At 43.5% G+C, this 15225-nt stretch carries 12 protein-coding genes; 6 read left to right on the forward strand and 6 right to left on the reverse strand.

Annotated features, from left to right (window positions below; genetic code table 11):
• The 4 genes from ACOCD9_RS15750 to ACOCD9_RS15765 all read left to right on the forward strand — a co-directional run.
• The coding region (locus tag ACOCD9_RS15750; protein WP_036400142.1) for a transposase at positions 1-113 on the forward strand (113 nt) is incomplete at its 5' end.
• 530 nt (positions 114-643) lie between these two features.
• On the forward strand, positions 644-1231 hold the full coding sequence (locus ACOCD9_RS15755; protein WP_287704498.1) for a hypothetical protein: 588 nt from the start codon (positions 644-646) through the stop codon (positions 1229-1231).
• Positions 1232-1690: 459 nt separating this feature from the next.
• Positions 1691-3508 (forward strand): protein kinase domain-containing protein, encoded by a 1818-nt coding sequence (locus ACOCD9_RS15760; protein WP_419547924.1) that lies wholly within the window; start codon positions 1691-1693, stop codon positions 3506-3508.
• Between the two features lie 31 nt (positions 3509-3539).
• Positions 3540-4856: a serine hydrolase gene (locus ACOCD9_RS15765; protein WP_004163679.1), complete on the forward strand. Its 1317-nt coding sequence runs from the start codon at positions 3540-3542 to the stop codon at positions 4854-4856.
• A 59-nt stretch (positions 4857-4915) separates the two neighbouring features.
• Here ACOCD9_RS15765 and rsgA read toward each other — a convergent pair whose 3' ends face one another.
• The 4 genes from rsgA to dnaK all read right to left on the reverse strand — a co-directional run bounded on the left by rsgA (position 4916) and on the right by dnaK (position 9620).
• Positions 4916-5992, reverse strand: coding sequence for a small ribosomal subunit biogenesis GTPase RsgA (rsgA, locus tag ACOCD9_RS15770; RefSeq protein ID WP_419547925.1), 1077 nt, complete (start codon positions 5990-5992; stop codon positions 4916-4918).
• Entirely contained in the window at positions 5993-6214 is a 222-nt protein-coding gene (locus ACOCD9_RS15775; RefSeq protein ID WP_002738399.1) for a sulfurtransferase TusA family protein, read from the reverse strand. It abuts the gene before it with no gap.
• 2 nt (positions 6215-6216) lie between these two features.
• Entirely contained in the window at positions 6217-7341 is a 1125-nt protein-coding gene (gene dnaJ / locus ACOCD9_RS15780; protein ID WP_419547926.1) for a molecular chaperone DnaJ, read from the reverse strand.
• 230 nt (positions 7342-7571) lie between these two features.
• Positions 7572-9620 (reverse strand): molecular chaperone DnaK, encoded by a 2049-nt coding sequence (dnaK, locus tag ACOCD9_RS15785; RefSeq protein WP_287704490.1) that lies wholly within the window; start codon positions 9618-9620, stop codon positions 7572-7574.
• A gap of 413 nt (positions 9621-10033) precedes the next feature.
• On the opposite strand from dnaK, the gene ahr reads away from it, so the two are divergent.
• Together ahr and ACOCD9_RS15795 are read left to right on the forward strand one after the other, a co-directional pair.
• Positions 10034-11038 (forward strand): NADPH-dependent aldehyde reductase Ahr, encoded by a 1005-nt coding sequence (ahr, locus tag ACOCD9_RS15790; protein ID WP_419547927.1) that lies wholly within the window; start codon positions 10034-10036, stop codon positions 11036-11038.
• Positions 11039-11066: 28 nt separating this feature from the next.
• A complete protein-coding gene (locus tag ACOCD9_RS15795) occupies positions 11067-11885 on the forward strand; it encodes a Uma2 family endonuclease (protein ID WP_287704486.1) in 819 nt (272 codons plus the stop codon).
• 158 nt (positions 11886-12043) lie between these two features.
• On the opposite strand, the gene ACOCD9_RS15800 is transcribed toward ACOCD9_RS15795, so the two are convergent.
• Positions 12044-12211 carry a hypothetical protein gene (locus ACOCD9_RS15800; RefSeq protein WP_002739262.1) on the reverse strand — a complete coding sequence of 56 codons (168 nt, stop codon included), beginning with the start codon at positions 12209-12211 and terminating at the stop codon, positions 12044-12046.
• Between the two features lie 391 nt (positions 12212-12602).
• Complete coding sequence (locus tag ACOCD9_RS15805; RefSeq protein WP_419547928.1) at positions 12603-14954, reverse strand: SUMF1/EgtB/PvdO family nonheme iron enzyme; 2352 nt, start codon at positions 14952-14954, stop codon at positions 12603-12605.
• Positions 14955-15225 lie beyond the last annotated feature (271 nt).

Here is a 15225-nt window from a genome sequence, read left to right on the forward strand (position 1 = left end):
CAGTGGAAGGAATTAATAATAAACTGAAGGTGATTAAAAGGAGAGGCTATGGATTTAGAAACTTTAAAAACTTTAGTCTTAGATGTTTATTAAATTGGCATTTTGCTAGTTGATTTTACATGGTAAGTTCGGAAGAACCATTTAATTGAAACCACTTACTTACTATTCCCGATCGATTAACTGGAATCGATAAAAATCCTTGAGCGGGAGTGATGGGTTAACTTTTCCTGACAATTCTCGCCCTCTGGACCAGAAAAAAAGTAACCGATGTAAAACCGTTAGACTATAGCGTTTCCTGTTCGCAAGAGGTACATTGTCGATGGTGAAAAGTTTAATCAGCAAAGGTTTCACTGTGCCACACAGGTGTGAGAAACGCTATAAATCCCTTTTTAATAGTGTGATTAACTCTCAAGTTATGAATTGTTTCTCCCCACACCCCACACCCCACACCCGTTCGGCTGAGCTCACGGCCGAAGCCCACACCCTGCCCCCACCGAAAAGCTTTTTGCCGCAAACCCCAAGTATCAAGGGGTATCCTGCCGATATGTCCGATGAATGACAATTTTCTAGCGATCGAGCCTTTCCACTACGGAAATTCGAGTTTATGATAAAAAGAAATCCTCTCTCAGGTAAGAGCGGTAGTATGGCTTACTCGACACAGCAGTTAATTGAAATCCTCGATCGAGAAATGCACGCCACTTGCAAAGGGGAACGTCTGTTACTCTCTCCGGCGGAGCGCATTGATAATCCGGTGATTGCCAAGGCGATCAATCTAGAAAAGGTGGGCAAAGTCTTCGCCTATCAGGATTTTCGCCGCCAAATTCACGATTATCAACAACAATATCAGGTTTCGGGCATTATCTGGCGTGTTTGTCAATGGGGCGATCGCACTCTCCGTTATCCCGAAATTCATAATCAATTAGTTGCCGTGGCGGGTGACAAGGAAATTCTCATGGCTGCCAAAGCCTCGGTTTTAGAGTTTTGGAACAGTATCACCCCTAATATGAATTTTTGGTGGGCGCTTAACTCCCGTCGTCCCATTTCTGCCGATTCTCTAGCCGAATTAGTCGCCCAGTCCGAATGGGCGGAATTAGATGTGGCGCGCACGGAATTATATCTCGGCCTCTGTTGGGGTAATCCTTTAGAACACCAGTATCAATGGGCGCAACCCTTTTCCGGTTGTCATCGCATTATCGCCGCCGTCGATGAACCTAGTTCGATTAAGGTATAAAGGACTTCCAAAAACTAAACCATTCATTCATTCTATTGTAGCCATTGATATCAAAACAGGTGCTTTTGAATTAACAAAAGATATCCTCACAGCTTTCGATCAACTTTTAACCCGATTTTTACAAGAGTTCTTATCTAGTCTTAAATTAGCAAAAGTTGCCAAAAATTAGGGAAAAAGCTCATTGATAAACTGCGCTATCTTCTAGCTTATGTGTGTCAAGAAATCAGCTTTTTACACTAGATAGATAAAGTCATAAAATGTTAACAAATGTTGTCGAAATGGGATGTTTCTACCGCTAAATGTTAAATCTTATTACAGGATGCAACATTTGTGGTCTAGATGGATTTAGATTATCAAAATAAATGGCCAATTAAATACCCTCTTTATCTGATTTGCCCTACCATCACCTCAGTTATTAGTTATCGGTGAAGATTGTTAAGTAAACGGTAATGTTTCCCCATGACGGATTTAATTCTACAAAATCGTTACAAAGTCCTGCGATTAATTGCCGATGGTGGTTTCGGAGAGACTTTTTTGGCAGAAGATAGCCAAATGCCATCAAAACGTCTCTGTCTGATTAAACAGCTAAAACCGATTAATGATAATCCCCAGGTTCACAATCTCGTCAAAGAAAGATTTGAGCGAGAAGCGGCTATCCTAGAAAAATTGAGCGAAAATAGTCTCCAAATTCCCAAACTATACGCTTATTTTGAGGAAAATAATCAATTTTATTTAGTCGAGGAATTTATCGAGGGAGAAACTCTCAGCCAAAGAATACAGAGTAAAGGAGTTTTTAGCGATGATCAAGTCAAAGAGATTTTAGTTAGTATTCTACAGGTTTTAATTTATGTTCACGGACAAAAAATTATCCATCGAGATATAAAACCCGATAATATCATTCTACGGATTTATGATAATTTACCGATCCTAATTGATTTCGGTGCGGTTAAAGAAACTATGGGAACGGTGGTTTCTAATTCGGGCCATTCTCTTAATTCTATTGTTATCGGTACTCCAGGTTTTATGCCATCAGAACAAGCGATCGGTCGTCCGGTTTATAGTAGTGATCTCTACGCTTTAGGATTGACGGCTATTTATCTACTAACCGGCAAAACTCCTGAAATGTTAGAGAGCGATCCGATGACAGGAAAAATTTATTGGCGGCAGTTCGCTTTAAATACTAATATCAGTTTAGCAGCTGTGTTAGATAAAACTATTTCACTGCGCTCTAACGAACGTTATTCAACTGCAAAAGAGATGTTAGAGGCGCTACAAACTCCCCCATCAATTGTAGCAACAAATATCGTTCTCCCCACTCCTCCCGCTCCTACTCAGGTAATTTCTCCTGTAACTTCAAAACCTGTTTCTAATCCCCGCACTTTACCTGAATGGGTGAAAGCGATAATTATAGGGAGTATGATCGGTACTGGCATTTTAGGTGGTTTTGTCTTAAGTCATTATCTCTCAAATTCTTCTGGAGATAAATCAATTTCTCCGTCACCTTCCCCAGAGAATCAAGACTCAGATATTACCATTAATAATGAGTTTCCTAAACCTGTCTGTGGAGATGAGAATATCACCGATACTTACTATAAAGTTGTAGTAACTGACGAGGATAGTTTAGAGAGAGTTAAAAATAACTTTTGTCGCGATGCTGTTGTTAATGATGGTAATATTCAGGTAGCAACTTTTAGTGACTTAAATCGCGCTCAAGATTTACAAAGGCAGCTGATTAAATACTTTAATCAAGTTAAAATCACCCAAGGTGTCATCGATACCTCACCCAGTCCTGAAGCTGTCTATTCCCCCAGTCCTGAACCCGTCTATTCACCTGTTCCTCAACAGACAGTTAACTCTATTTCTCGTTCAGAAGCGGTGGATTTAATCGAGCGCTGGTTAAAGGCAAAAAGAGATATTTTCGGTCCTTCCTATCAAACCTACTTAGGAGAAGAATTACTTACAGGTAAAGCTTATGATTACAACATAAAACGCTCTGATGGTCAAGAAAGTTCTTCCGAATGGTTAGCTAATAATGGCTCTTATTATATCTATGGAGTTCAGAGAATAGATTCAGTTAATAATTTTACATCTTCTGGGGATCAAGCTACAGTGGATGTGGTGGTTACTGAAGAAAGAACCCTCTATAACAGTCAGGGTAAAATTGATCGAAAAAATAGTGCTTTTACTACCTCATTGGTTCGCTATAATCTCCAAAATGATCGGGGACGATGGAAAATAGCTCAATATAGAACCATTAAAAATTTAGCTCGTAGATAAGTTGAATTAATCACAAAGTAGAAACAAAAAAATGAAAAACAACTCAGATAACAAAAAAACAGAGACATCTAACTACAATTATGAATACCATACTGGTATATCAGATATAAAGTTTCTGTTGATATCTAGCTTAGTCGCGATGACTTTTGCTGTGGTCGGTTTTTTAATCTTCAATCAATCTCAGAAAACAACAAATGTAACTGATGATAAGTCCTCCATATCTTACAGAAAATCTCCTCAGTCAATAATTAATAAAACCCCAGATATACCCACAATGAAAACTCCTATCACTTCGCAAACTGAACTTAATAATCAACAAATTGCCTTGCCATCTTTGCCTATTCCTGATAATAATAATCGTATCAATTTTCAAAAAACGTTTATTTATACTCCCGATAGACCGCCAAATTTTAAGCGGAACGACCAACTACAATCTATTATTAAAAATGTCACTGATTATGTTGCAGAGAATAACTTACCAACTGAGAAATTATCAATTAGCTTAATCGATTTTAAAACCAATAGTAGCGAAAATTATCAAGGAAATATAGGAAGATTTCCTGCTAGTGTTGTCAAGCTTTTTTGGCTAGTCGCTCTGTACGGTTATGTTAATTATCATCAAGGAGATATAGGAGAATATACTATTGAAATTCAAGAAATGATCGGAAAGTCAGACAATGAAGAATCAAGTAATATTGTTGATGCTATCACTGGAGCAAAATCAAATCATAAAAATATGAGCCAGTCAGACTATCAAGAGTGGTTAAAAAAAAGAAATCTACTTAATCAATATTTTGTTGATGCAGGTTATAATGGTATCAATATTAACCAAAAAACCTATCCCATTCCTTCTAAAAAAATGTTTAAACCTCAAGGTGCTGATTTAAAAATGAGAGGCAATGATCCTAAAAATCCGATTAGAAATAAAATTACAACTGAACAAGCTGCTAGATTAATGTATGAAATTATTACAGGACAAGCTATATCACCAGAATCTAGTCAGGAGATGCGATACTATTTGAACAGAATAAACATGATGCAAGATGGCAGCTGGAAAAATATTGACCCGAATCAAGGTCAAGGTCATTTTAATCCCATTAAAGGATTTTTTGGTGAATATTTTGCCAACAGTGACCCTAAAAATATCCAAGAATTTGCTTCTAAAGCTGGTTGGACAAGTGACAGTCGTAGTGAGGTAGCTTATATTAATGATGGTCAAGTTGCTTATATTTTAGCTGTATTTACCCAAGATGCTGCCTACGCTCAAAATTGGCAAATTTTCCCAAAAATTTCTGAATTAGTCTATCAAAAAATGCAGCAAATGGACTCAAAGTATAACACCCCTTAACATCTTTTCCCAATTCTTACTTTAGTGACCCTGAATATTTACAAGCATCCTAACCCATTCTATTCAGAATCATCATTATAAATATCTTGGAGAGTTTTATTTTCGTAGCGTTCCTGATCTTGATTTTTGCCGCGACGGGAGGGACGACGATATTTTTTATTAGCTAATTTGGGTTCGTAGGTTTCTTGACCTGCTTCTTTAATTTTTAACTTTAAACTTGACTCTTTTGTGCTGGTTTTCTGTAATGTCTGTTCTCGTGTGATCGCTTCTTCTAAAAACTCTAAATAATGTTGGTAACGTTCCCAATCCCCCCTAACCACACAGTTAGGTTCCCGACGGTGAGTACAATCATTAAATTGACAATTTCCCAAAGCTAAACGCTGTCTCACTTCCGGAAAATAAAAAGTTAATTGTTCCGGTGAACAGTTAATATCCGGTTGGTTAAAACCCGGACTATCGGCCAATAAACCCCGATTTGGTAAAGCAAATAACTCCACATGACGGGTGGTGTGACGACCTTTTTGCAGTTTTCCCGACACATCCCCCACCCGTTGATTAATCTCAGGAATTAGGCAATTAATTAAACTCGATTTTCCCACCCCCGATGGACCGGCCAAGAGAGTGATTTTATGGTTTAATTGTGCCAATAAAGCCTCAAATCCCCGATTTTTCTCCACACTGACAAAAAAGGGCCGGTATCCCCAACCAGCTAGGCGATCGCCCCAGACCTCTATTTGTTCCGGTTCCCCCAGATCAATTTTATTGACACAGACGGCAATTTCTAAGCCTGTGGACTCAGCTTTCACCAAAAAACGACTGATCAGCCAAGGATCGAGGACGGGTTCAGCAAGGGCAAAAACTAGCAAAATCTGCTCGATATTAGCAACGGCCGGCCGATCGATCTCGGTACTGCGGGGGAGGACTTCTGCGATCACACCCTGCCGATCATCAAAATTGACCTCCTCCACGCGCACCCGATCACCAACCATCACCGATTGACCGATTTTTTGCAAGCGAGCGCGACGGGTACAGAGAAGATTATCGCCCATAACGGGAGAATCCAAGCGTACCTGATAGAAATTCGCCTGTACGGCCACCACTGTGCCGTATAAATCGGTTAATTGTGCATCTACCATTTAGGAATCGGGGCGATAGACTTTGAGAACAAAAAAGCTATCTCGGTCCTCGATCGATTCTATCTGATAACCCTCCACTGTCAGGCTAGTGGGAACCTGTTCGATCGGTTCCCCGGCATCTAACCAGACTTCCAACCGTTCCCCGGCGGTCATTTTCTCTAATTGCAATTTTGTTCGGACAAAATTAATTGGGCAGGGAGTGCCGCGCAGGTCTAAAGTCATAGTTATTTATGGAAGATATTACCTAAAAATCCCTCGATTCCGCCTTTCCCCACGGTTTCCCCGCGAACTTTCGCTATTTTTTCCAGTAAATCCCGTTCTTCTCCCGTGACACGGGCGGGAATCGAGATTTTAACGGTAATGCGATGATCACCGCGACTGACGGGATTACCTAATTTGGGAACCCCCTTGTTTTCTAAAATTAGTACGGTGTTCGGTTGAGTACCGGCAGGGATAGTCAGGTCCTCTTGGCCATCTACAGTATTAACTTTGATGGTACATCCTAAAATTGCTTGGATATAACTAATCGAGATATTCGATTTAATATCATTGCCTTCCCGTTGAAATTCTGTATCTGTTTCCACGGTTAGATAAACGAATAAATCCCCTGGCGGCCCGCCTTTAAGTCCTGCGTCACCTTCCCGGGCAACGCGCAATTTCATGCCGTTGTCAACCCCCGCAGGAATAGTAATTTTCAGTTTTTTGGTTTCCTGTCTGCGTCCGGAACCGCCGCAAACATCGCATTTTTCCTCGATCACCTCTCCAGTACCGTCACAGGTGGGACAGACCGAAACCTGAGCAAAAGTACCGAAGGGAGTACGGGTGGCGCGACGCACCTGGCCAGCACCATTGCAAGTAGTACAAGTGCGGGAACTGGTCCCCGGTCTGGCCCCACTGCCTTTACAGGTTTGACAGGTTTCCAGATGACGGATGCGGATTTCCTTTTCGCCGCCAAACACTGCCTCGCGGAATTTTAGTCTAAAATCGAGACGTAGATCCTCGCCCCGGGTAGGGCCTGTGCGTCGGCGGGTAGTTGTTTGGCCACCCATGCCCCCGAAACCACTAAAGATTGTCTCAAATATATCGGCGAAACCGCCCATATTGTCGGCATCAAAACCGGCAGCGCCTCCAGAAACCCCAGCTTCACCAAAGCGGTCATAACGATTGCGGGTTTCTGGTTCCGAGAGAATTTCGTAGGCGCGGTTAATTTCTTTGAAGTGTTCTTCGGCTCCCGGTTCTTTGTTAACATCGGGGTGGTATTTTCGGGCGAGACGACGATAGGCGCGTTTGATGTCTTCTTTACCGGCATCTCGCGAGACACCTAGAATTTCGTAGTAATCAGTGGGCATAGGGGGCTATGGTTCTGCTGGCAATTTATAAATAGAGTTTAAGTCTAGTTGTTACTTTAACAAACTATACATAATAGTTTAGTTGGGTTATCCCTACTATTTCTTTTTGTTGGGGGTTAGGGGTTAGGGGTTAGGAAGTGGGAAGTGGGAAGTGGGGAAGTGGGGAAGTGGGGAGATAGGGAAGTGGGGAGAAAAAAGCTGATAACTGATAACTGATTACTGATCACTTTTTAATCTACGGCCTCATAGTCACTGGCGCTCATTTCTTCCCCATCGTAGGGATCATCATCACTGCCCGATTGGGTGGATTGAGTTTCCAGATTACTATAGGTTCTGGTTCTAGTGCGGGAGAGGGTTGGCCCATTGGTGAAGGTATTCGAGGAAGTGGCTTGGGTGCGGGTGGTTCGAGTCAGTTTTTCGGTGATATCGATCGGTTCAAAACCAGTACCGTTAAGGGTTTGGTTTTGCTCTTGTCCACCAGTGTAGATGCGGGTACCGATTTCGAGGACAATCTGACGAAATTCTGCCAAGGTGGTTTTTAGCTTTTCTGGAGATAGGGAGGGGTCGCGCAGAGCGATTTCCAACTGTTGCCGCTTCTGGTCGGCCAGTTGCCGGATATCGGGGGCGACTAACTGACTGTTTTCCCTGAGGGTGACTTCGTAGCTATAGAAAAGACTATCGGATTGGTGGCGAATATCGATCATTTGCAGACGAAGGCGATCGGATTCGGCGTATTTTTCGGCTTCTAGGCGCATTTTTTCAATTTCGTTCGGTTTCAGCCCTCCAGTATGGCTAATTAAAATGCTTTGTTCTTTGCCGGTGCCTTGGTCGCTGGCGGCCACTTTCAAGATGCCGTTGACATCGATCTCAAAGGCCACTTCAATTTGTGGCACCCCCCTAGGAGCGGGAGGAATTCCTGTCAGGAGAAATTTACCGAGGGTTTTATTATCCTGGGCCATAGCTCTTTCCCCTTGCAGAACATGAATTTCCACCGAAGTTTGACCATCGGCAGCGGTGGAGAAAACCTGAGATCTACTGGTGGGGATAGTGGTATTGCGATCGATAATTTTGGTAAAGACTTCGCCGAGGGTTTCAATGCCGAGGGAAAGGGGGGTGACATCGAGTAGGAGGATATCTTCCACTTCTCCACCTAAAACTCCAGCTTGAATCGCTGCCCCCAAAGCAACGGCCTCATCGGGGTTAACAGAGCGATCGATCTGGCCAGTAGAAAAGAACCGGGAGATTAATTCCTGGACGGAGGGAATTCTGGTGGAACCACCAACGAGAATAACACGATTGATATCGCTAGGCTGCAGTCCGCTATCTTTGAGGGATTGTTGTACGGGTCCGAGGGTTTTTTCCACTAATTCTCTGGTTAATTCCTCAAATTTAGCGCGAGTTAGTTCTAATTCTAGGTGTTTAGGGCCGGTTTCGTCGGCGGCGATGAAGGGGAGATTGATCGAGGTGGTAATCATGCTAGAAAGCTCGATTTTGGCTTTTTCGGCGGCTTCTCGCAGTCTTTGGATCGCCATGCGATCGCTGGACAGATCGATGTTTTCTTGGCTTTGAAAGTTCTCCACCAGCCACCGCACTAAGAGGTTATCAAAATCGTCCCCCCCAAGATGGTTATTGCCGGCCGTGGCTTTCACTTCAAAGACTCCCTTCCCCAGTCGCAGGATGGAAACGTCGAAGGTTCCTCCCCCTAGGTCAAAAACGAGGATATGTTGATCTTCGTTTTGTTTATCTAAACCGTAAGCTAGGGCGGCGGCGGTGGGTTCGTTAATAATTCTTAATACTTCTAGTCCTGCGATCATGCCCGCGTCTTTAGTAGCTTGACGTTGGGCATCGGTAAAATAGGCAGGAACTGTAATCACGGCCTCGTTAATCTGTTCTCCCAGATAGGCCTCGGCATCGGTCTTTAATTTTTGCAGGATCATGGCCGAGATTTCTTGGGGAGTAAATTCCCGATCACGAATTTTGATATTGACGGTATCATCGCGACCGCGTTGGCAATGATAGGCAACTCGTCCCCTTTCTGCCTCTGTGTCTTGCCAACGCCTACCGATAAAGCGTTTGATGCTATAGACGGTATTTTCGGCATTAGTGACCGCCTGACGTTTGGCCAGTTGTCCCACTAGGCGCTGGGCCTTGCCGAATCCCACGATACTAGGAGTAGTCCTTCCCCCTTCCGAGTTGGGAACTATAATCGGCTGACCCCCCTCGAGTACGGCAATGCAACTGTTGGTTGTCCCTAAGTCGATGCCGATAACTTTTCCCATGACGCTCTAATAATAACGATAGTTAATAGGATACAATCGCTGACAAAAATTATCCCCAAATTAGAAAAGGGCTTTTTACCTCGCCTAATCTTGCCCCAGATGAAAGCTGGTAGTTTTCCTCCGAGGCTAACAAAACTTATTGGTAAAGTCCGCAAGCCTGCCCAGATCGGTTTGTTGGACCATATATCAAGAGTAACCCAAAACCAGTAATTTTGCTGATGCCTCCGCTGCCTATTCTTTGTAGCACCAAAAAATCACGCTTGTGACTATTTGGCGATCGCTGACCAGATCAAATCCGTTCCCTTCTCCCCACTTCCCACTTTTCCATACCTTGTAAACAGGATTGAGGACAAGCCATACTCAGAGCAATTTAGGATAAGATAACCAATAAACCGATCCTAGAGGACTTAATCATGATTAGAGCCTATGCTGCCCGAGAAAAAGGCGGAAAACTAGAGCCTTTTGACTACGATCCGGGTATATTAGGGGATGAAGATGTAGAAATCGCGGTGGAATATTGCGGCATCTGCCACAGTGACCTAAGTATGCTCGATAACGATTGGGGACTGACCACCTATCCCTTTGTCCCTGGCCATGAAGTGGTCGGCACGATCGCCGCTCTTGGTGCTAAAGTCAAAGAGTTAAAATTAGGGCAAAGAGTCGGTCTGGGTTGGTTTTCCCGTTCCTGTTCCACCTGTGAAACTTGTATGTCGGGGGATCAAAACCTTTGTGCCACTGCCGAAGGAACTATCGTCGGTCGCCATGGCGGTTTTGCCGAAAGAGTCCGCGCTCATCATAGTTGGTTAGTTCCCCTGGGGAACCAGTTAGATGCTGCTAAAGCTGGCCCGCTTTTTTGTGGTGGTATTACCGTTTTTAATCCCATTGTCCAATTTAATATTAAACCCACGGCCCGAGTTGGTGTCATTGGTATTGGTGGATTGGGCCATATAGCCTTAAAATTCCTCAAAGCTTGGGGCTGCGAAGTAACCGCTTTTTCCAGTAGTCCCGACAAAGAAACGGAAGCAAAAGAACTAGGAGCGACTCATTTTATCAATTCCAGAGACCCCGAAGCTTTGCAATCGGTACAAAATTACTTTGATTTCATCATCTCTACCGTTAACGTTAATCTCGATTGGGGTCTTTATATCGCCTGTTTACGTCCCAAAGGTCGTCTGCATATTGTTGGCGCTGTTCTTGAACCCATGGCTACCTACGCTTTTCCCTTGATTATGGGTCAAAAATCGATTTCCGGCAGTCCTTTGGGTAGTCCCAGTACCGTCAGTAAAATGATTGAATTTGCCTCTCGCCATGGCATTGAACCAGTCACAGAAACCTATCCTATCTCCCGGGTGAATGAAGCCATGGAAAAATTGCGAACCGGACAACCTAAATATCGCCTCGTCTTGCAAATAAAATAAAACCATCTCTATCCCGGACGTAACCCCGATGACTCAACCTCTCACTCCTCCAGTTATCGATTGGGAAGAACCTCCCATTCCCCCGGAAGACTTGATTTTTGATGATGGAGAACCTTTGGAAACCTACCGTCACCGCAAGGCCATGAATGTCTTAATCGATTCTATCGAACAAGCCTATCAGGATCGAGAAGACTTTTTTGTTGGCGGTAATATGTTTATTTACTTTAGCCGTGAGCGGGTTTTTAATAAAGATTTTCGCGGCCCCGATTTTTTCGTTGTCCTCGATATCGATGGTAGTTATAAACGACAAGGATGGGTGGTTTGGAACGAAAACGGACGTTATCCCGATGTGATCGTGGAATTAATGTCAGAAAGCACCGCAAAAATCGATTTAACTACCAAAAAAGACCTCTATGAGCGGACTTTTCGCTGTTCCCAATACTTTGTTTATAATCCCTTTGATGCCACTTCCCTGCAAGGTTGGGCTTTAGACCAAAATCAATGCTATCAAGAAATTATTCCCGACCATCGCGGTTGGTTATGGTGTCAACGTTTGGGATTATGGTTAGGAGTCTGGATGGGCAGCATCCAACGAGAAGAAGCTCCTTGGCTGCGTTTTTATGACCTAGATGGCAATTTAATCCTCCTACCTGCGGAATTAGCCGAAATCGAACGTCAGAATGCTGAAATCGAACGTCAACGGGCCAGGGCTGCCTCTCAACAGGCCGAAATCGAACGTCAACGGGCCAGGGCTGCCTCTCAACAGGCCGAAAGCGAACGTCAACGCGCGGAACGTTTAGCGGCACAATTACGGCAATTAGGCATAAATCCCGATGAAATCCCGTAATCGGCCCAAGACTGACCCCTATCTCTAAAAATCGAAAGCCCACACCTTCCGATTTCGGTTTGTGTGGGCTGATTGTTCACTTAATTCTAAGATTGAAAGCTGACACTTTGGCGAAATCTCAGAGCCTAACTCAGAGTAGCACCAGAGCGATCATAAGTTTAGGAAGAGAAGTCGGCCGAGAAGCGACGTTGAACGGTTTCCCCGTGGCCATTGTCATTGTCAATACCGATTTCAGAAGCACTTCTGCCTAACATCGATTGTTGACGATTTTTGACGGCGTGGTGGTGACGCATCATTAACGCACGAGCTTGTTGTTCTGTGGACATAATCATTTTCTCCGAGCTGCAAATAGTGTTTAGAACTTTTTTAATCACCCACTAATATATATAACATACAATTCTGTATCTATTTTTACAAAACGCCCTATTCCCAGAAAAATTCACAAAACTTTACAATAGGAGACGGGAGACGGGAGGACTCCAAAGAACCTAGGTGACGAATATCCATAGCTCCTTGGGACTGTTGAATGATTTGATCAGGTAAATCGAGGACTTCCACCAATATTATCCTAAATCCCTTGAGTAACCCACAGAAAACGGGTTTCTCGGAGAAACCCGTTTTCTACTCATGCCACCTCAATTTTCTCAAAAAAAAATCGACCCGCCGCTAGGCGGGAAAAAGAGAAAAATTGAAAAAAGGGTAAAAAGAAAATAAGGGTTATAGAGTCCTCCCAGCACCGCACACCACCCGAAAACCGTAGTTGATGTAGTCGCCGAGGGGGTTGCCCCCGCTGCGGTTGGCAGAACGACAGAGATTAGGGTAGTCGTACCAAGAACCGCCGCGCAGACACTTAAGAGACTGAGAACGATTATCGTTCTTGATAAGCCACGCAGATCCATCCTTTGGCGCTCCGATATAGTTATCGTGCCAATCGTCTTCGCACCACTCCCAAACATTGCCACTCATATCATACAGTCCCCAAGCATTGGGCTGTTTCTGGCCCACAGGATGAGTTGTCTTCTGAGAATTTCGGTTATACCAAGCGTCATTTCCTAACTGATTAGCATCATCACCGAAATAATAGCGAGTAGTAGTCCCCGCACGACAAGCATATTCCCATTCCGCTTCCGTCGGTAGGCGATAGGTTTTCCCTGTTATTTGACTCAATTTCTGACAAAAAGCTTGAGCATCGTTCCAACTAACATTTTCTACCGGATTTTGGGGATTGTTTTTAAAGTGAGAGGGATTTTTTCCCATTACCGCTTCATATTGTGCCTGAGTCACTGGATATTTCCCAATCGCAAAACTGTTGACTTTAACTTGGTGTTGAGGCTTTTCATTATCACTGTCAGCAGATCCCATGAGAAATTGACCTGCTGGTAAGCTCACCATCTTTAGTGTTACTGCCTTGGGCAGTTTTTCGATAAAGTTTGTCAGTGGAGTTGGCGATTCTTTAGGTAGGGGTGTAGATGTTACAGTAGCGATACTTTCCCCCCCCACACCACACACCACCCGAAAACCGATGGTGAGGTCGATGTAGTCGCGGCGGTCGTTGCTGCTGCGGTAAGCGGAACGGCAGTCATTGGGATTAAAAGACCAAGAACCGCCCCGCACTATTTGATAATCAGTATCATTTGTCAGCCAAGCACTGCCATCCTTTGGCGCATTCTCATAGCTATTATGCCAATCGTCCTCGCACCACTCGAAAACATTGCCGCTCATGTCATAGAGTCCCCAAGCATTGGGCTTTTTCTCACCAACAGGATGAGTCTTATACCGAGAATTTCCTTTATACCAAGCGTAATCTCCTAACTGATTAGCATCATCACCGAAATAATAGCGAGTAGTGGTCCCCGCACGACAAGCATATTCCCATTCCGCTTCCGTCGGTAGGCGATAGGTTTTCCCTGTTATTTGACTCAATTTTTGACAAAAGGCTTTAGCGTCGTTGCAACTAACCCTTTCTACCGGATTTTGCAGATTGTTTTTAAACCGAGAGGGATTTTTTCCCATTACCGCTTCATATTGTGCCTGAGTCACTGGATATTTCCCAATCGCAAAACTGTTGACTTTAACTTGGTGTGGAGGCTTTTCAGCATCCCAAGCATCGGGATCACTGTCAGGAGAACCCATGAGAAACTCACCTGCTGGTAAGCTCACCATCTCCAGTGTGACTCGATTGGGTAGTTTTTCGGTAAATGGAGTAGGTGAAACAGGCTTTTTGACTGCTGCCGGTGCTGGTGGAGGTGAAGGGGGAGAATTCCATCCCACAGGTTGTAAGGCATTTAAAACCTGTTGTGCTGTCCATCTTTGTTTTCTATCTTTTTGCAAACACCCTTCAATAATCGGTTTAAACTCTTTCGGTAAACTGGGGATTTGTAGCTCACAATTCATCACCTTCGCCATTAACTGGTTAATATCATTATTAAACTTATAGGGAAGTTGATTAGTCGTCATTTGGATTAACATAATACCTAATGACCACAGATCCCAAGCTGAGGAAATATCCCCCCTAAAGGCTTCGGGAGGCATATAAATAATTGTACCGCTATTGTGGACGGTTTGAGTGTGGCTTTTGTTATTTAAAGTTCTAATTAAGCCAAAATCTGCTAACTTGTATTGTTGATTAACCTTGAGGATATTACCCGGTTTTAAATCTCGATGCACTTTATTTTGTCCATGAAGATAATTTAAACCTTGGGCGACTTGAGCAGTAATATTTTTAATTTCACCCGATGACAAACCGCCTTTGGCAATGTGATTTTCTAGGCTACCCTGTGCCAATTCCATCACTAAATAAAGCATCTCCGTATTGAGAAAAGTAAATTCCCCCACTGAATAAGCCTTAATTAAATTAGAATGTTCTAACTTTCTGGCATTTGTTAACTCAATTAATTTATCATCGCTACTTTCGGGGATAACTTTAATAGCAACTTCTTGAACCGATGTATTTCTGACCATTTCACTAGCATGAAATACACCACCAAAACCACCCGCACCAAGAAACTTATTAAGACGATAGGGGCCTATTTGTTGCCCTTCTAACATCTTCATCATTTGTTCTAGCATAATAACTCCTGAATTAAGTAGGTAGGCGTTAAAAATTATCAGATGCCCCCCTTATTAAGGGGGATCCCCCCGCCTATCGGCACCCCCCTTATCAAGGGGGATCCCCCCGCCTATCGGCACCCCCCTTATCAAGGCTATCCATTAGTCGGATCTTTCTTAACAAAAAGAGAAGAAACTTAAAAAAAGGGGAAACGATTGATAGGTATAGTTTTGAAAGAAGGAATCAAGGTGGAGGTAAGCAAAAAAATGGAGAAATGGGCAGCCCAAGAAT

The organism is Microcystis sp., from assembly GCF_048564745.1.
In the GTDB taxonomy this organism is placed as follows: domain Bacteria; phylum Cyanobacteriota; class Cyanobacteriia; order Cyanobacteriales; family Microcystaceae; genus Microcystis; species Microcystis ichthyoblabe_A.